Raw genomic sequence first — 16,621 nt, 5'->3', positions numbered from 1 at the left:
CGACTCCCTGTACGAACCGGCGAGAACCGGCGGGCGGCCCCGCGCACGAAGGTGTGTGCGGGGCCGCCCGTTGTCTTCGGTGTAGCCGCTCGGGACGGGTGGGAAGAGCCGTTCAGTCGTGCAGCCGCTGCTGCCAGTCCTGCGGGACCCGACCGGCCGGGCCCGGCGCCGGCTGGTCCGCCGGGTGGTCGCCGGGCGGCGCCAGCTCGGGCCCGGACTCGTACAGGGCGTTCTTGGCGTAGTCCCAGAACCACTCCTCGCCCGGCTCGAAGCTCTGCACCACGGGGTGACCGGTGGACTTCCAGTGGGCGGTGGCGTGCTGGGCGGGTGAGGAGTCGCAGCAGCCGATGTGGCCGCACTGGGCGCAGCGGCGCAGGTGGACCCACCAGCCGCCCGCGGCGTCGCAGTCGACACAGCCCGTGCCCGAGGGCGCGACACTCGGGTCGATTCCGTCGATTCCGTCGATTCCGCCGGTTCCGCTCATGCCGTCTCCTCGGTGCTCTCGGTGTCGGTCTTCGTGTCGGTCTCGGTGTCGGTCTCGGTGTCGGTTCCGGTCTCGGCTTCCGTCCCGGTTTCCGGGGCGGTCAGGGGCAGCAGCACCTGGAAGCGGGTGTCGCCCGGTTCGGACTCGACGTGGAGGCTTCCGTGGTGCTTGCTCACGACGATCCGCCAGGAGATGTCCAGGCCGAGCCCCGTGCCTTCACCGACCGGTTTGGTCGTGAAGAAGGGGTCGAAGATGCGGCTGCGGATGTCCGCGGGGATCCCGGGGCCGGTATCGCGGAACTCCACGAGCAGCCGGTCCCCCTCCCGTGCCGTGCGCACCGTCAGTGTGCCGTCACTGCCGGTGCTGTCAATGGCGAAGACGGCGTTGTCGATGAGGTTGGTCCACACCTGGTTAAGTTCCGCGGGATAGGCGGGCACGTCCGGCACGGAGCGGTCGTACTCCTTGACGACGCGGACCCGGGGACCGATCTTGCCGGACAGCATCAGCAGGGTGCTGTCGAGGAGTTCGTGTACGTCGACGACGCGGTGCGGTGCCCGGTCGAGCTGGGAGTACTGCTTGGCGGCGTCCACCAGGTGGGAGATGCGGGTGGTGGAGTCGTCGATCTCGTCCATCAACAGCTCGGTCTCGACGGTGTAGTTGAGCCAGCCGATCGCCCCGGGCAGGACGTCCTCGGCGACGGTCGCCGCGACCTGCTCCAGCCAGTCGATGTCGAGGCCGGCCTGCACGAAGGTCGGTGCGATGCGCCACCCCTCCGGGATGCCGTGGTCGTCGAGCCAGTCGGCGAGTTCGTCCTCACGGTCGGATGCCTCCAGGGGGCTCAACACCGGTGCCTTGGCGACCCGTTCGGCGGTGCGGTCCTGGATCTCGATGAGGTCCGCCAGTGCCTCGCGGGAGTAGGGGCCCTGGGCGATGACCGCCAGCTTGTGCCGCATCTTGCCCACCCGTTCGCGCAGCGTCGCGGTGGCCCGGACGGCGGCGGCGGCCGGGTTGTTGAGCTCGTGGGTGAGTCCGGCGGACAACGAACCGAGCGCCAGCAGCCGTTCGCGCTGCCCGATGGCCCGCTGGGTGTTCTTCGAACCGAAGAAGAGCCCCTCCAGCAGGTGGGCGGCCATCGGGAACCATTCCTGCATGACGTCCGCGAACGACTGCGCGGGCAGCACGAAGAAGCGGGTCGGTTCCGTCACGCGCATCGAGTTGTTGTACGTCTGCGGTACCCGGTCGCCGAGGTAGGCCTGCATGGCTCCCGAGTACACACCGCGCTGGGAGGTGCGGCTCACCTCGACGTCGTCACCGCCGACCCGGCGGGACAGCACGACGGTGCCTTCGATCATCACGTAGAAGCAGGTGGCCGGGTCGCCCTCGGTGTACACCGGGCCGGGCTCGAACCGCTCCACCCGCCCCTCGCCGCACAGCCGCCCGAGTTGCTCCGGTGAGAGCTTTTCGAAGAGGAACAGGGACGCGATCTCCTGCGGGCTGCAGGGCAGCATCTGCCCGCTCATGACTGCTCCAGGTAGCGGTGGACGAGCATCACGGCCATGGCTCCCTCTCCGACGGCGGACGCGACGCGCTTCGCGGACCGGGCGCGCGCGTCGCCCGCCACGAAGACGCCGGGAACGTTGGTCTCCAGGTGGTAGGGCGACCGGTCCAGTTCCCACTCGGCCGGCGGTCGCCCGTCCGGCGTGAGGTCCGGCCCGGCCAGGATGAAGCCGTGTTCGTCGCGCAGCACCGTGCCGTCCAGCCAGTCGGTCAGCGGTGCCGCGCCGATGAAGACGAACATCCACTGTGCGTCGACGAGTTCGGTCACGCCGCTGTCCACGTCCCGGAGCGTCAACTGCTCCAGGTGTCCGTCGCCGTGCGCGGCCTCGACGACGGTCCGGGTGCGCACCGTGATGTTCGGCGCCTCTTCGATCTGCTGGATCAGGTAGTGGGACATCGACGCGGTCAGGGACTCGCCGCGCACCAGCAGTATCACCGACTTCGCACCCCGCGCCAGGTACATCGCCGCCTGCCCGGCGGAGTTGGCGCCGCCGACGATGTACACGTCCTGCTCCAGGCAGGAGGCGGCCTCGGTGAGCGAGGAGCCGTAGTACACGCCGCAGCCGGTCAGGTCGTCGCAGCCGGGAGCCCTGAGCTGCCGGTACGACACCCCGGTCGCCAGGATGACGCTGTGCGCGGCGATCGTCGAACCGTCGGAGAACCGCACGACGCGCGCCGAACCGTTGACCTCCAGCCCCGTGACCTCGCGCGCGGTGAGGATCTCGGCCCCGAACCGGCCGGCCTGGCGACGGGCGCGATCCGTGAGCTGCGCGCCCGACACGCCGTCCGGGAAGCCGAGGTAGTTCTCGATGCGGGAACTCTGCCCGGCCTGCCCGCCGGTCGCGGATCGCTCGACCAGTACCGTGCGCAGCCCCTCGGAGGCCCCGTACACGGCCGAGCCCAGCCCGGCCGGGCCGCCCCCGATCACGACGAGGTCGTAGAAGTCGGCGGCCGGCGTCGTCGCGAGCCCCACCCGGGCCGCCAGCTCGGTCGCCTCCGGCTCGATCAGCACGCCACCGTCCGGGGTGACCACCAGCGGGAGGCGCTGCCCGTCGGCCCCGGCCGCCTCCAGCAGCCGCCGCCCCTCGGGCTCGTCGGAGGAGTACCAGCGGTAGGGCACCTGGTTGCGGGCCAGGAACTCCCGCACGTCGGAGGAGCGCGCCGACCAGCGGTGCCCGATCACCTTGGTGGCGGGCACCGGCTTGTGGTCGCTGGAGCGCCAGGCCACCAGCAGGTCGTCGATGACCGGGTAGAGCTTCTCCTCCGGTGGGTCCCACGGCTTGAGCAGGTAGTGGTCGAGGTCGACGACGTTGATCGCGTCGATCGCCGCGTTGGTGTCGGCGTACGCGGTCAGCAGCACGCGCCGCGCGCCCGGGTACACGCTCAGGGCCTGTTCGAGGAACTCGATGCCGTTCATCTGCGGCATGCGGTAGTCGGCCAGGATCACGGCCACCAGGTCGCCGCGCAGCTTCAGCTCGCGCAGCGCCTCCAGCGCGGACTCGCCGGATTCGGCGCGCACGATCCGGTACGAGGCGCCGTAGCGGCGCCGCAGGTCACGGGCGATGGCACGGGACACCCCCGGGTCGTCGTCCACGGTCAGGATGACGGTCCGCGCTGTCTCGGCCACCTCTGCCATACGTCCTCTTCCACCCCGAGTCCCAGGGGCACGGCAAGCCGCCCGCGCCGGTTCCCGCCCATCGTATGTTCGATCGTCCGGGGTCGCCCCGGGACACCGCACACCGTGCACTCCCGGTACGCATCGGGACGCGCACGGTCAAAAGGCGCCCCCGCGGGCCGCGAGGCCCCGTTCGGTCCCGCCAGGCACTGTCAGGCGCGGTCAGGCGCTCGGCCTGGCCGAAAACCCGACCCTCCCCCGGGCGGCGGACAGCACCGCACGGACCGGCACGCGGCCGCCGTCGTCGTCGGCGTGGCGCCCGGCTGACCTCGCCTCGTCCCGCGCGGGCGGTCGACTCCGAGTCCGGCGCCCGGGGCCGTGCCACGCGCTCGCGCCCTGGTCGGCCAGGTCCGAAACACCACGGGTGGGAGCCGCAAACACCCTTGCGGGACAGATCACCGCATCGAGGTAACACCCCTGGCTTTCGGGGGCCGATCGGGTGCACCGACCGTTAGCGTGCTCATGGATCCGGGCGGATTGCCCGCATATTCGCCCCCCTTTCGCCCCCCTTTTTCTTCTTTCACCGGTGACGTGGACACGCGCCGACGCACCGCCCTTCCGAAGGAGAGCCCGCCCGATGACCGTGGACACGAGCCCCGAGGCGCAGTCGCAACCCCGGCAGAGCAGCCTGGGCACGGCCGCCGCCCGCAACCTTGCCACCACGACCAAGTCCGCCCCTCAGATGCAGGAGATCACCTCCCGGTGGCTGCTGAGGATGCTCCCCTGGGTGGAGACCAAGGGCGGCACGTATCGGGTGAACCGTCGGCTGAGTTACACGGTCGGTGACGGGCGCATCGAGTTCGTCCAGGACGGGGCCCACGTCCGGGTGATCCCCCGCGAGTTGGGCGAACTCGCCCTGCTGCGCGACTTCGACGACGTGGACGTACTGACCGCCCTCGCCGGCCGTTGTGTCCAGCGTGACTTCCGTGCCGGAGAGGTGTTGGTCGAGCGCGGTACTCCGGCGGGGGAGATCCATCTGATCGCCCATGGTCGGGTCGGGCAGAAGTCCGTGGGCAAGTACGGTGACGAGGTCGAACTCGCCGTACTGGCCGACGGCGACCGGTTCGGCGAGCACGCCCTGTTGGACGCCGACGCGCTGTGGGACCACACCGCCACCGCCGAGACCTCGGGCACCCTTCTCACCCTGTCGCGCGCGGACTTCGACGCCGTACTCGGCACGGCGCCGCATCTCCAGGCCCACGTCCAGCGGTTCGCGTCCCTTCCGCTGCAACGGCAGAACCGTCACGGCGAGGCCGAGATCGCGATGTCGGCCGGCCACACCGGCGAGGCCGAACTGCCCGGTGCCTTCGTGGACTACGAACTGAACCCGCGCGAGTACGAGCTCTCCATCGCCCAGACCGTCCTGCGGGTCCACACCAGGGTCGCCGACCTCTACAACGAGCCGATGAACCAGACCGAGGAGCAGCTCAGGCTCGTCATCGAGGCGCTGCGGGAGCGCCAGGAACACGAGTTGATCAACAATCGGGAGTTCGGTCTGCTCCACAACGCCGCGTTCAAGCAGCGGATCCAGACCCATTCCGGTCCCGCCACCCCGGACGACCTCGACGAGTTGCTCTGCCGCCGCCGCGGCTCGAAGTTCTTCCTCGCCCATCCCAAGGCGATCGCGGCGATCGGGCGCGAGTTCAACGCGCGCGGGCTGTATCCGGATCACGTCGACCTCGGCGGACAGCAGGTGCCGGCCTGGCGCGGGGTTCCCATCCTGCCGTGCAGCAAGATCCCCATCAGCAAGGAGAACACCACCTCGATCCTCGTGATGCGAACCGGTGAGGACAAGCAGGGCGTCATCGGTCTGCACCAGACCGGTCTGCCGGAGGAGTACGAGCCGGGCCTGTCGGTGCGGTTCATGGGAATCGACGAGCGGTCGATCATCTCCTACCTGGTCAGTACCTACTACTCGGCGGCCATCCTGGTGCCCGACGCGCTCGGTGTCCTGGAGAACGTGCAGATCGCCCGCAGGCACGGCTAGGTCGTCGACCGTGTCCGAGAGCCGGAACAGCCCGCCCCCTCACCCAGGAACCAAGGAGCCTCGGATGCCCGACCCCGGGCCTTCCCCTCGGCAGTCGAGCCTGCCCGCGGCCGCGGTCCACTTCGGGACCCACGGTCACGGCCGGGGCGTCGAGGCCTTCGGCGGCGGCCGACCCGCCGTCCCGCCGGCGCCCGCCCCGCCTCCGGCGCGACCGCTCCCTTCGGCGCCCGTCCTGTTCGCGCCCCCCACCCTGCCCGCCGTCTCCCTGCCCGCCGTCTCCCTGCCCGCCGCCTCCGTGCCCGCCGAAGGGGCCGCACCCACCGCGCCCCCCGTGCCCGTACCCGATCAGGGGACCGGTGTCGGCCCGGCGGCCGACCTCCTGCGGTCCGGCGCCGCCACGGCGCGGACCGGTGCTCCCGCCCTGCGGCGGATCCTGGGCGGCCCCAGCGGTCTGGGCACGGCGGGGCTGTATCCGACCCGCCGCGAGGAGGCGTCCGCTCCTTGCGAACCGGCCGCCGTGGGCACTCCGATCCCCGGTCTCCTCCACCACCCGGTGCCGGAGCCCGATCCCGTGCGGGTCGAGGAGGTCGGCCGACGGATCAAGGCGTGGGCGGTGGACGAGGTCGAGTTGTTCCCCCCGGACTGGGAGGACCAGTTCGACGGATTCTCCCTGGGCCGGTACATGGTCGCCTGCCATCCGGACGCGCCGACCGTCGACCACCTGATGATCGCGACCCGGCTGATGGCCGCCGAGAACGCCCTCGACGACTGCTACTGCGAGGACCACGGCGGCTCGCCCGTCGGCCTCGGCGGGCGCCTCCTGCTGGCGCACACCGCCCTCGACCCGCTCCACACGACGACCGAGTACCAGCCGGCGTGGGCGGAGTCGCTCCATTCCGACGCCCCGCGGCGCGGCTACCGCTCGGCCATGGAGTACTTCGTGCGGGCGGCGAGCCCCTCCCAGGCCGACCGGTACCGGCACGACATGGCCCGGCTGCACCTGGGGTACCTCGCCGAGGCCGCCTGGGCGCAGACGGATTACGTTCCGGAGGTGTGGGAGTACCTGGCGATGCGGCAGTTCAACAACTTCCGCCCCTGCCCGACCATCACCGACACGGTCGGCGGGTACGAACTGCCGGCGGACCTGCACGCGCAGCCGGCCGTGCAGCGGGTCATCGCGCTCGCCGGCAACGCCACCACCATCGTCAACGACTTGTACTCGTACACCAAGGAGCTCGCCGCGCCGGGACTCCACCTCAACCTGCCCGTGGTGATCGCCGAACGCGAGGGGCTCTCGGCCCGCGACGCCTACCTGAAGGCGGTCGAGGTCCACAACGACCTCATGCGCTCCTTCGAGGGCGCCGCCGCCGAGCTGGCCTCCGCGCTGCCCGACCCCGGCCTGCTGCGCTTCCTGCGGGGCGTGGCCGCCTGGGTCGACGGCAACCACTACTGGCACCAGACCAACACCTACCGCTACAGCCTGCCCGACTTCTGGTAAGGACGGATTCCTCTGTGACCAGCATTGATCTCGGCACCGCCCCCGCTTCCGCGTTCGTTCCCGGACCGGCGACGCCCTATCAGGGTGACATCGCCCGCTACTGGGACCACGAGGCCCGGCCGGTGAACCTGCGCCTCGGCGATGTGGACGGGCTCTACCACCACCACTACGGCATCGGCGACGTCGACCACGCGGCCCTCGGCGACACCGACGACGGCGAGTACGAGAAGAGGCTGATCGCCGAACTCCACCGCCTGGAGTCCGCGCAGACCAATGTCCTCCTCGACCACCTCGGTCCCATCGGGAACACCGACACGCTCGTGGACGCCGGCTGCGGTCGCGGCGGCTCGATGGTCATGGCCCACCAGCGGTTCGGTTGTGACGTCGAAGGCGTCACGCTGTCCGCGAAGCAGGCCGAGTTCGCGAACCGGCGGGCCCGCGAGCTGGGCATCGAGCAGTCCGTCCAGGCCCGTGTCTGCAACATGCTCGACATGCCCTTCGAGACGGGCCGCGCCGCCGCCTCGTGGAACAACGAGTCGAGCATGTACGTCGACCTCCAGGACCTCTTCGCCGAGCACTCCCGCGTTCTCTCCGTCGGTGGCCGGTACGTGACGATCACCGGGTGCTGGAACCCCCGTTACGGCCAGCCCTCGAAGTGGGTCTCCCAGATCAACGCCCACTTCGAGTGCAACATCCACTCCCGTCGGGAGTACATGCGCGCCATGGCCGACAACCGCCTCGTACCGCAGGCCGTCGTCGACCTGACCGCGGCGACCCTGCCCTACTGGGAGGCGCGCGCCACGTCCTCCCTGGTCACGGGCATCGAGGAGGCGTTCATCAACTCCTACAAGGACGGCTCGTTCCAGTACCTCCTGATCGCGGCCGACCGCGTCTGAGAGCGACGCGTCGACGCCTCGCGGAAGGGCGGGCGCCCTTCGGCGAGGCGTCGACGGCCGTGACCGGGCCGTGCGGGATCAGGTTCCGCGAACGGGTGGACGGGCGAGAAGTGGGCACGGGCTGGGTGTGGACGATACGGAGAGCGGGACCGAGGGGACGCCGCGGCTGCTGCGGGGTCTGACGGTGGACGCGACCCGGCCGGAGCAGCCCGTGCTGCTCGACGGTGCCGGGAAGCCCATCGAGACGTGGCGTGAGAACTACCCGTACGACCAAAGGATCGGCCGGGCGGAGTACGAGCGGCGCAAGCGGGTGCTGCAGATCGAGATGCTGAAGTTGCAGCGTTGGGTCCGCGAGAGCGGCCGGCGGCTGGTGGTGGTCTGCGAGGGCAGGGACGCGGCGGGCAAGGGCGGCACGATCAAGCGGTTCACCGAGCGGCTCAACCCCCGAGGTGCCCGGGTGGTCGCTCTGGGCACGCCCACCGAGACCGAGTCGGGCCAGTGGTACTTCCAACGCTATGTCGCGCACCTTCCCGCGGCCGGGGAGATCGTCTTCTTCGACCGGTCCTGGTACAACCGGGCCGGCGTCGAGAGGGTCATGGGTTTCTGCGAGAAGGACCAGTACCGACTGTTCCTCCGCCAGTGCCCCGACTTCGAGCGGATGCTGGTGGAGGACGGGCTCCTGTTGGTCAAGTTCTGGTTCTCGGTCTCCCGGGCCGAGCAGCGCACACGTTTCGCGATCCGCCAGGTCGATCCGGTGCGCCAGTGGAAGCTCTCCCCCGTCGACCTCCAGTCACTGGACAGGTGGCACGACTACACGACCGCGAAGGTCGACATGTTCCGGGCCACCGACACCACGCACGCGCCGTGGACCGTGGTGAAGAGCAATGACAAGCGGCGCGGCAGGCTTGAGGCCATGCGGAGCCTGCTCTCGCGGTTCGACTACGACAGCCGTGACCCGGACGCGATCGGGGAGCCCGATCCGCTCATCGTGGGGGCGGCGGGGACCCTGCTGGAGCCTGGCGAGGAGGACACCGACCTCTCGCCGACGCCGCTGTCCCGTCCGGGTGGCCGCAGGGGTGATCACCCGGAGGGCTGAGCCCGACCGCCCCTGGTGGGCGACGTCCCGTCGACCGTCGGACCCGGCGCCCTCGCATGTCGTGAACGGCGAGGAGCGTTGGGTGTGCCTACTGTCGGCGGGAAGGAGAGAGGCGGAGGTGTGGGTACGTCTCCGCGCGCACCGCCGCCGATGCGAAGGGCCGCCTGGGATGAGCGAACACGATGACGACCGCACCGCCCCCGACTCGGGCCACGATCGCCCGAGCGGAGTCAGCGACGAAACGGTGGAGGCGCTGGGAGCCCTGTCCAAGGCGCTGGAGACGACGGAACGGGCCCGCGGCCACCTCTACGGCTTCCACCAGCTCACCGGAACGGCCGACTTCGAACTCGACGACGCCGTCCGCCTCCTGCACCTCGCGGGCCACCACCGCGAGGCGGAAGCGGTCCGGCGCGAGATCCTCGGGCGCAACGTCATCCCCGGACACTGGACGTTCCAGATCATCGAGGCGTACGACGCGACGTACCACCGCCCCTTCGTCGAGCTCGAACAGCAGATCGTGCGCGATCTCGCGCAGGGCCGGGACCACCTCTTCGAGGCCGAGCTGAAGGCGCGGCGCCGCACGACGGGGCATCCGGCCCACACCCCGGGACCGAAGAGCGCGGGGACCGACTGAGCGGGTCGCGTGCGCGGCGGGCGCCGGACACGCGACGCCCCCGGCTGTCGCGACTGCCGTGGATGCGTGACGGTCGCGGGCCGAGCCGTCGTGACTGTCGCGGATGCCGGGGCGTGTGGGATGACCGAGGCTGGGAAGTCGACGGGATGTACCGCCCGTAAACGGACATGGAGGGCAGTCGTGGCTGCGCACGGAACCAACCCCCCGGACCAGGTCGCTTCCGGCATCCCACCGACCGGTACCCATCCGGCCGATGCCCGTCACTCGCGTATCGCGCTGCGCGTCAACGGTTCGGATCACGTCCTCGACGTGGACCACCGGGCCACCCTCCTCGACGCCCTGCGCGAGCGGCTCGACCTCACCGGGTCCAAGAAGGGCTGCGACCACGGCCAGTGCGGTGCCTGCACCGTCCTCGTGGACGGTCGGCGTGCCAACAGCTGCCTGTTGCTCGCCGTGGCGCAGGACGGAGCCGAGGTCACCACCGTCGAGGGACTCGCCGACGACGACGGCTCGCTGCACCCGCTCCAGGAGGCCTTCCTGGAGCACGACGCCTTCCAGTGCGGCTACTGCACCCCCGGCCAGCTCTGCTCCGCGCTCGGGGTGCTCCGGGAAGCCGCCGCCGGCCATCCCTCGCACGTCACCGACCCGGCGGTGGCGGCGTCGACGGGCCCTGTCGAGCTCAGTGCCGAGGAGATCAGGGAACGGCTCAGTGGCAACCTCTGCCGCTGCGGGGCCTACAACGGGATCGTCGACGCCGTCTCGGACGTCTGCGCCCGATCCGCCCCGGCGAAGAGCACCGTCCCGAGCACCACACCGGGTCCCGCCCCGAGTCCCGTCCCGCGCCCGGACGTGATCGTGTGAAGCCGTTCGGGTACGTACGGGCCACCAGCCTCCAGGAAGCCGCGGCCGCCTATGCGCGCCGCCCCGGCTCCCGCTACCTCGGCGGCGGCACCAACCTCGTCGACCTCATGAAGCACGACGTCGAGACGCCGGGCACCCTCATCGACCTCACCCGGTTGCCCCTCCACGAGGTCGAGGAACAGCCCGCGGGGGCGCTCCGTGTCGGAGCCCTCGTGCCCAACAGCGACCTGGCCGCACATCCCCTCGTCCGCTCCCGGTACCCCGCGCTGTCCCAGGCCCTGCTGGCCGGCGCGTCGGGGCAGTTGCGCAATGTCGCCACCACCGGCGGGAACCTGCTCCAGCGCACCCGGTGTCCGTACTTCCAGGACGTGTCCAAGCCCTGCAACAAGCGCGAGCCCGGTACCGGCTGCGGTGCCCGGGACGGCGTGCACCGCGATCACGCCGTGCTCGGCCATTCGGAGCAGTGCATCGCCACGCACCCCTCCGACATGGCGGTGGCCCTCGCCGCTCTCGACGCCGAGATCGAGCTGTACGGGGGCGAGCAGGGCACCCGGCGGGTGGCGGCGACGGAGTTCCACCGGCTGCCCGGCGAGGAGCCCGAGCGGGACACCGTCATCCGGCCCGGAGAGATCATCACCGCCGTGGTGCTGCCTCCCGCGTCCACCGGGGCCGTCTCCCGCTACCGCAAGGCCCGTGACCGGGCCTCGTACGCCTTCGCCCTGGCCTCGGTGGCCGCCGTCCTCGAACTCGACGACGGCCGCGTCCGACACGTCTCGCTCGCCTTCGGCGGTCTCGCCCACCGGCCCTGGCGTGCGACGACCGCCGAGGAGCGACTGATCGGCGCCGAGCCCACCGACGACGCCGTACGCGGGGCCGTCGAGGCCGAGCTGGCCCGGGCCCGGCCGCTGCGTGACAACGCGTTCAAGGTGGGCCTCGCCCGGCGTCTGGCCTGCGACGTACTCGGCGACTTGGTCCGTGCGGCCGGCGAACGGCCTCCCGTCCCCCGAACGTCTTGACCCGCCCGACCCGCCCGCACCGATCAGGAGAGGCAACCGCCATGTGCCCCACCACCGCCCTCGGCAGCCCCGCCCCCCGGCGGGAGGGGCGCGAGAAGGTCACGGGAACCGCCCGCTACGCCGCGGAGCACACGCCGCCCCGCTGTGCCTACGCCTGGCCCGTGCCGGCCACCATCGTGCGCGGCCGCGTCACGGCCGTCGACGACAAGGCCGCCTTGGCCGTACCGGGCGTGATCGGTGTGCTGTCCCCGTACAACGCGCCCCGCCTGGGCCCGTCGGACGACCCGACGCTGCAGCTGCTCCAGGACGCCCGGGTCCCCCACCGCGGCTGGTACGTGGCCGTCGCGGTCGCCGAGACGCTGGAGGGCGCGCGGGCGGCCGCGTCCGCGCTCCGGATCACCTACGAGAGCGAACCGCACGACGTCACCCTGACCGCCGACCACCCGGACGCCTACACCCCCCAGGAGGCGAACGGCGGCCACCCTGCCCACCGGGAGCAGGGCGATCCGGACGCGGCGCTGTCGGCGGCGCCCGTACAGGTCGATTGCGCCTACGCGGTGGCGCCGCTGCACAACCACCCCATGGAACCGCACGCGGCGACCGCCGACTGGGACGCCGGGCGCGGGCACCTGACCGTCCACGACTCCTGTCAGGGGGGCGGTGCGGTGCGGTCGGCACTGGCCGGCTTGTTCGCGCTGCCCGAGGAGGACGTCACCGTCGTCTCCGAGCACGTGGGCGGGGGGTTCGGCTCCAAGGGCACGCCGCGCCCGCACGTGGTCCTGGCCGCGATGGCCGCGCGCCACTGCGACCGGCCCGTCAAGCTCTCCCTTCCGCGCGGGCACCTGCCCGCGACGGTCGGTCACCGCGCGCCGACCCTGCACCGGATCCGGCTGGGCGCCCGCGCGGACGGCACCCTCACCGCGCTGACGCACGAGGTCACCACCCACACCTCCCGCGTCCGCGAGTTCGTGGAACAGGCGGCCGTGCCGGCCCGTGTCATGTATGCGGTACCGGATGTGCGCACCACTCACCGCGCCGTCGCCCTGGACGTGCCCACCCCGTCCTGGATGCGGGCGCCCGGGGAGGCGCCGGGCATGTACGCGCTGGAGTCGGCGATGGACGAGCTGGCCGATGCGCTCGGCATGGACCCGGTGGAGCTGCGTCTGCGCAACGAGCCCTCGACGGAGCCCGACAGCGGTCGTCCCTTCAGCAGCCGTCACCTGGTGGAGTGTCTGCGCGAGGGCGCCGAGCGGTTCGGCTGGGCCGGGCGCGGCGCTCCGCACCGGGACGGGCCGTTCCTCGTCGGGACGGGCGTCGCCGCGGCCACCTATCCCGTACTCGTCGCGCCCTCGACCGCCCGCGCGCACGCCCGCCCCGAGGGTGGGTACCTCGTCGAGGTCAACGCCACCGACATCGGAACGGGAGCCCGTACGGTGCTGGCCCAGGTGGCCGCCGATGCCCTGGGGGTGCCGCTCGACTCCGTGTCGATCGCCATCGGGCACACGGGGCTGCCTGCCGCCCCGCTCGCCGGCGGTTCCTCGGGCACCGCCTCGTGGGGGTGGGCCGTGCACGACGCCTGCGCGGCCCTGACCGCGCGGCTGGAGCGCCACCGGGGTGCGCTGCCGGACGAGGGGTTGTCCGCGTCGGCGGACACCACGCAGTCGGCCAAGCAGAAGTCCCCGTACGCCCGGCACGCCTTCGGCGCGCACTTCGCCGAGGTACGGGTCGACACGGTCACCGGGGAGGTTCGGGTGCGCCGTCTGCTGGGTGTCTTCGCGGCGGGGCGCATCCTCAACCCGCGTACGGCGCGTTCGCAGTTCAAGGGCGGCATGGTCATGGGGATCGGCATGGCGTTGACCGAACACAGCACCGTGGACGCGGCGTTCGGCGATTTCGCCGAGCGGGATCTGGCTGGTTACCACGTGCCGGCGCACGCCGACGTGCCGGTCCTGGAGGCGCACTGGATCGACGAACACGACAAGCACCTCAATCCGATGGGCAGCAAGGGCATCGGCGAGATCGGAATCGTCGGGACGGCGGCAGCCATCGGAAACGCCGTGAGTCACGCCACGGGTCGGCGCCTGCGCGAGCTTCCCTTGACGCCCGACCGCGTCCTGTCAGCGCTCGATCGACGGGACTGAGACGGCCCTCCCGGCGCACGTGTGGGGGGCGTCCACCCTCCACGGGGTGAACGCCCCCCACACGTGTGTTCGCGGGCCGGGCCGGTGTCAGGCGGGTCGGCCGCCGAAGGGGGCGCCGGTGCCGTAGTACGTACCCAGCTGCTCGTTGTAGCCGGCGTCGCCGAGGTGCTTGTCGCTGTGGAACTCGGGAGCGTTCTTGATCTGCTCCTTGGTCCGGTCGACATGGATCTTCCGCTCCTCCACGTCGATCCGGCTGATCGTCCCGGCCGGCAGCAGGACCTCCTTGCCGAAGATCCAGGGACCGGTGTCGACCACGAGGTACGAGGAACCGACCTCGTCGGAGTGCTTGTCCACCTTGCCGATGGAGCCGTCCGCGGCCTCGACCTTGTAACCCGTCAGGTCGGCACCGGCCGTTCGGCCGGACGTCTCGCGGTAACCCCACACGTTGTCGGACATGAGAACAACTCCTTCACACTTGTCGGTGGCGACGGCCGCTTCCCTCCCGGAACCCACGAGGTCGTCGAGGCTCTCGAAGCCCGCGAACGATGGGAACCGGGGAGGCACGGATCCGCCGAAAGGGCGCCTGCCCGCAAAGATCCGATCCACACGGGTGGAGTGCGTCGCGCGATGGGGCGGGTTCAGCCCTCGGTCGGGACGGAGGCGGGTCGGGCGAGCTCGCGATCGGGTTCGGAGCCGGGAACGCGCCACATCGGCCAGAGGGTCGGCCCGCCGCCCGGCAGGTGGATCTCGCCGGTGACGCGGAACCCGAACTTCTCGTAGAAGGGGACGTTCGAGGGCTTGCTGGACTCCAGGTAGGCCGGTTCGCCGAGTCGGTCGCAGTGGGCCAACTGCTCGCGTACGAGGGCCGAACCGACTCCCGTGCCCTGGAACGCCGGGTCGGTTCCCAGGGTGGGCAGGTACCAGTGGGGTCCTTCGGGGTGGCTTTCGTGCAGGGTGTTCTCCACCTCGGCCGCTCGCCGCAATCCTCGTGCGCCGAACGTGAGCGCGTAGCCGGGAAGGGCCGCCAGTTCCCGCGCCGCGGAGGGCTGCCAGCGGCCCGGGCCCGACCAGAGCGCGGCGGCCAGCAGTTCGCCGTCGCGGGTGGCCGCCACGCGGACGGCGCCGGCGCGCGGACGTTGCTGCCGCGAGATCAGCTTGAAGAAGCGGGCGGTCCTGCGCGCCCGGTGGGACGGTTCGGGGAACATCCAGGCCATGACCGGGTCGTCGGCGAAGGACCGGGCCAGGAGCGCGGCGACCGCGCCCGATTCGGCGGGGCGCGCGCACCGGATCCCGTACCCGGCGGACGGCAGCACTGTACGTACGTTCATGGGGCCACGGTAGGCAGTGCGACCGGGCCCACCCCGCCGTGCTTCGACGGACACGCCGGTCATGCCTGCCGGACGGCCCCACGGCCCGTCGACCGCCCGGCCGACGGGTCAGGGCTGCGGCCCGAGGTCCTCACGTAAGGATTTCGTCATCACCACGGACGCGCCGGGCGGGCCCTCCATCGCATTGAATGCGGGGGTACCGATCAACAGTGATCACGACGAGGGAGCGGCAGTGGGAGACAGGAAGCGGCGCGGACGGCTGATCGCCGGGGCAGTGATCGTGGCCGGGGCGGTGCTGGGGATCGGGTTGTACTGGCTCCAGCCGTGGAAGCTCTGGCAGAACGAGACCGTCAGCGAGGCGCTCCCGACGGCGGGCCCCGCGGACTCCGCGGACTCCGCCGCCGGTTCCGGTCCCGCCCCCGGTCCGCGCACCCTCGCCCAGGGCTCGCTGATCAGCCACGAGCACACCACCACGGGTACGGCGAGGCTCATCCGCCTCCCCGACGGATCCCGCACGCTCCGCCTGGAGAACCTCGACACCAGCAACGGTCCGGACCTGCGGGTCTGGCTGACCGATGCCCCGGTCAAGGAGGGAGTGGGCGGCTGGCGCGTGTTCGATGACGGCAAGCACGTCAGCCTGGGCAAGCTCAAGGGCAACAAGGGCGACCAGAACTACGCGATCCCCGAAGGGCTGAACCTCTCCGACTACAGCAGCGTCACCATCTGGTGCGACCGCTTCGACGTCTCCTTCGGAGCGGCCGAACTGGCCGGGGCCTGAACGCTGGTGCACCCTGCCGCCGCACTCCACGCCCCGTGCGTCCCGCACGCTCCGCGGTGAAACCGGATCTTCCGGGTAACGGAGGGGAGACCAGCCGCAACGCACGGAGGAGAAGAGAACCATGGCGTCTTCATTGCTCGAAGCGGTCGACATCAAGGCACCTGTCGCGGTGAGTTGGGCGCTCTGGAAGGACGTCGAGCGTTGGCCGTCGTTCCTCAGTCACGTCAAGCACGTCGAGCGCATCGACTCGCGCACGTTCGCCTGGCAGGTGTCCCTGCCGGGCGCGGACAAGAGCTTCGTGGCAGAACTCACCGAGGTCATTCCGCAGGAACGCATCGCCTGGCGTACGACCGAGGGCGTCCACCACGCGGGTGTGGTCACCTTCCACCGCCTCAGCGACACGGAGAGCCGGGTCACGCTCCAGATCGAGTACGACCCCAAGGGCTTCGTGGAGCGTCTGGGCGCGCTCACCAACCTCGACTCGACCCTGGCCAACTACGACTTGGGCGAGTTCCAGCGGATGGCCGAGCAAGGGGCCTGAGCCTGACCGGACGAGGGCGCCCCCGGCCACCCGGTACACGCCCGACCGTGCCGCGAATGTGCCCGTCCGGAGTAGAGGAGTACCGATACTTCAGGTCGGACGTCGGGCCATTGGGGTGATCCGCCATTG

Annotated in this window: 15 protein-coding genes; 10 read left to right on the top strand and 5 right to left on the bottom strand. The window is 71.2% G+C overall.

Annotation, left to right across the window (positions count from 1 at the left end; translation table 11 throughout):
• Window positions 1-112: 112 nt before the first annotated feature.
• The 3 genes from OG906_RS32370 to OG906_RS32360 are packed head-to-tail and all read right to left on the bottom strand — an operon-like array spanning window position 113 to window position 3,677.
• The gene (locus tag OG906_RS32370; protein WP_443067431.1) at window positions 113-484 is read right to left on the bottom strand and encodes a UBP-type zinc finger domain-containing protein; all 372 of its coding nucleotides are present in this window, start codon (window positions 482-484) and stop codon (window positions 113-115) included.
• Window positions 481-2,004, bottom strand: coding sequence for an ATP-binding protein (locus OG906_RS32365; RefSeq protein WP_329447584.1), 1,524 nt, complete (start codon window positions 2,002-2,004; stop codon window positions 481-483). Before OG906_RS32365 ends, OG906_RS32370 begins: the two co-directional genes overlap by 4 nt.
• Window positions 2,001-3,677 carry an FAD-dependent oxidoreductase gene (locus OG906_RS32360; protein ID WP_329447583.1) on the bottom strand — a complete coding sequence of 559 codons (1,677 nt, stop codon included), beginning with the start codon at window positions 3,675-3,677 and terminating at the stop codon, window positions 2,001-2,003. The genes OG906_RS32365 and OG906_RS32360 overlap by 4 nt, the downstream gene beginning before the upstream one ends.
• A 616-nt stretch (window positions 3,678-4,293) precedes the next feature.
• On the opposite strand from OG906_RS32360, the gene OG906_RS32355 reads away from it, so the two are divergent.
• From OG906_RS32355 to OG906_RS32320, 8 genes are all read left to right on the top strand, one after another.
• Entirely contained in the window at window positions 4,294-5,703 is a 1,410-nt protein-coding gene (locus OG906_RS32355) for a family 2B encapsulin nanocompartment shell protein (protein WP_329447582.1), read from the top strand.
• A gap of 64 nt (window positions 5,704-5,767) precedes the next feature.
• Window positions 5,768-7,201 (top strand): family 2 encapsulin nanocompartment cargo protein terpene cyclase, encoded by a 1,434-nt coding sequence (locus OG906_RS32350; protein WP_329447581.1) that lies wholly within the window; start codon window positions 5,768-5,770, stop codon window positions 7,199-7,201.
• Window positions 7,202-7,215: 14 nt separating this feature from the next.
• Window positions 7,216-8,097, top strand: coding sequence for a geranyl diphosphate 2-C-methyltransferase (locus OG906_RS32345; protein ID WP_053682982.1), 882 nt, complete (start codon window positions 7,216-7,218; stop codon window positions 8,095-8,097).
• 121 nt (window positions 8,098-8,218) lie between these two features.
• Window positions 8,219-9,193, top strand: a complete 975-nt coding sequence (gene ppk2 / locus OG906_RS32340) for a polyphosphate kinase 2 (RefSeq protein WP_385642776.1) — start codon at window positions 8,219-8,221, stop codon at window positions 9,191-9,193.
• Window positions 9,194-9,362: 169 nt separating this feature from the next.
• Window positions 9,363-9,827: a hypothetical protein gene (locus OG906_RS32335; protein ID WP_329447580.1), complete on the top strand. Its 465-nt coding sequence runs from the start codon at window positions 9,363-9,365 to the stop codon at window positions 9,825-9,827.
• A 120-nt stretch (window positions 9,828-9,947) separates the two neighbouring features.
• A complete protein-coding gene (locus tag OG906_RS32330) occupies window positions 9,948-10,688 on the top strand; it encodes a 2Fe-2S iron-sulfur cluster-binding protein (protein WP_443067430.1) in 741 nt (246 codons plus the stop codon).
• Window positions 10,685-11,704, top strand: a complete 1,020-nt coding sequence (locus OG906_RS32325) for an FAD binding domain-containing protein (protein WP_329447578.1) — start codon at window positions 10,685-10,687, stop codon at window positions 11,702-11,704. The genes OG906_RS32330 and OG906_RS32325 overlap by 4 nt, the downstream gene beginning before the upstream one ends.
• Before the next feature lie 41 nt (window positions 11,705-11,745).
• Window positions 11,746-13,845, top strand: a complete 2,100-nt coding sequence (locus OG906_RS32320; RefSeq protein ID WP_329447577.1) for a xanthine dehydrogenase family protein molybdopterin-binding subunit — start codon at window positions 11,746-11,748, stop codon at window positions 13,843-13,845.
• A gap of 87 nt (window positions 13,846-13,932) precedes the next feature.
• Here the strand turns inward: OG906_RS32320 and OG906_RS32315 are convergent, their stop codons facing one another.
• Together OG906_RS32315 and OG906_RS32310 are read right to left on the bottom strand one after the other, a co-directional pair.
• The gene (locus OG906_RS32315) at window positions 13,933-14,301 is read right to left on the bottom strand and encodes a PRC-barrel domain-containing protein (protein WP_267797743.1); all 369 of its coding nucleotides are present in this window, start codon (window positions 14,299-14,301) and stop codon (window positions 13,933-13,935) included.
• Window positions 14,302-14,483: 182 nt separating this feature from the next.
• Window positions 14,484-15,173: a GNAT family N-acetyltransferase gene (locus tag OG906_RS32310; RefSeq protein ID WP_329447576.1), complete on the bottom strand. Its 690-nt coding sequence runs from the start codon at window positions 15,171-15,173 to the stop codon at window positions 14,484-14,486.
• Between the two features lie 232 nt (window positions 15,174-15,405).
• On the opposite strand from OG906_RS32310, the gene OG906_RS32305 reads away from it, so the two are divergent.
• Window positions 15,406-15,951 (top strand): DM13 domain-containing protein, encoded by a 546-nt coding sequence (locus tag OG906_RS32305; RefSeq protein WP_329447575.1) that lies wholly within the window; start codon window positions 15,406-15,408, stop codon window positions 15,949-15,951.
• A gap of 121 nt (window positions 15,952-16,072) precedes the next feature.
• On the top strand, window positions 16,073-16,492 hold the full coding sequence (locus OG906_RS32300; RefSeq protein WP_053682992.1) for an SRPBCC family protein: 420 nt from the start codon (window positions 16,073-16,075) through the stop codon (window positions 16,490-16,492).
• The last annotated feature ends 129 nt before the right edge of the window (window positions 16,493-16,621 follow it).

This window comes from Streptomyces sp. NBC_01426 (assembly GCF_036231985.1).
Lineage (GTDB): Bacteria > Actinomycetota > Actinomycetes > Streptomycetales > Streptomycetaceae > Streptomyces.
The sequence above is the reverse complement of the archived record's forward strand: the minus strand, read 5'-3'. Positions and strand labels throughout refer to the sequence as shown.

Bases quoted from the DNA above. Each gene is read 5' to 3' on its own strand.
- OG906_RS32370 (WP_443067431.1), bottom strand. From the start codon at position 484: ATGAGCGGAACCGGCGGAATCGACGGAATCGACGGAATCGACCCGAGT.
- OG906_RS32365 (WP_329447584.1), bottom strand. From the start codon at position 2,004: ATGAGCGGGCAGATGCTGCCCTGCAGCCCGCAGGAGATCGCGTCCCTG.
- OG906_RS32360 (WP_329447583.1), bottom strand. From the start codon at position 3,677: ATGGCAGAGGTGGCCGAGACAGCGCGGACCGTCATCCTGACCGTGGAC.
- OG906_RS32355 (WP_329447582.1), top strand. From the start codon at position 4,294: ATGACCGTGGACACGAGCCCCGAGGCGCAGTCGCAACCCCGGCAGAGC.
- OG906_RS32350 (WP_329447581.1), top strand. From the start codon at position 5,768: ATGCCCGACCCCGGGCCTTCCCCTCGGCAGTCGAGCCTGCCCGCGGCC.
- OG906_RS32335 (WP_329447580.1), top strand. From the start codon at position 9,363: ATGAGCGAACACGATGACGACCGCACCGCCCCCGACTCGGGCCACGAT.
- OG906_RS32330 (WP_443067430.1), top strand. From the start codon at position 9,948: ATGACCGAGGCTGGGAAGTCGACGGGATGTACCGCCCGTAAACGGACA.
- OG906_RS32320 (WP_329447577.1), top strand. From the start codon at position 11,746: ATGTGCCCCACCACCGCCCTCGGCAGCCCCGCCCCCCGGCGGGAGGGG.
- OG906_RS32315 (WP_267797743.1), bottom strand. From the start codon at position 14,301: ATGTCCGACAACGTGTGGGGTTACCGCGAGACGTCCGGCCGAACGGCC.
- OG906_RS32310 (WP_329447576.1), bottom strand. From the start codon at position 15,173: ATGAACGTACGTACAGTGCTGCCGTCCGCCGGGTACGGGATCCGGTGC.
- OG906_RS32300 (WP_053682992.1), top strand. From the start codon at position 16,073: ATGGCGTCTTCATTGCTCGAAGCGGTCGACATCAAGGCACCTGTCGCG.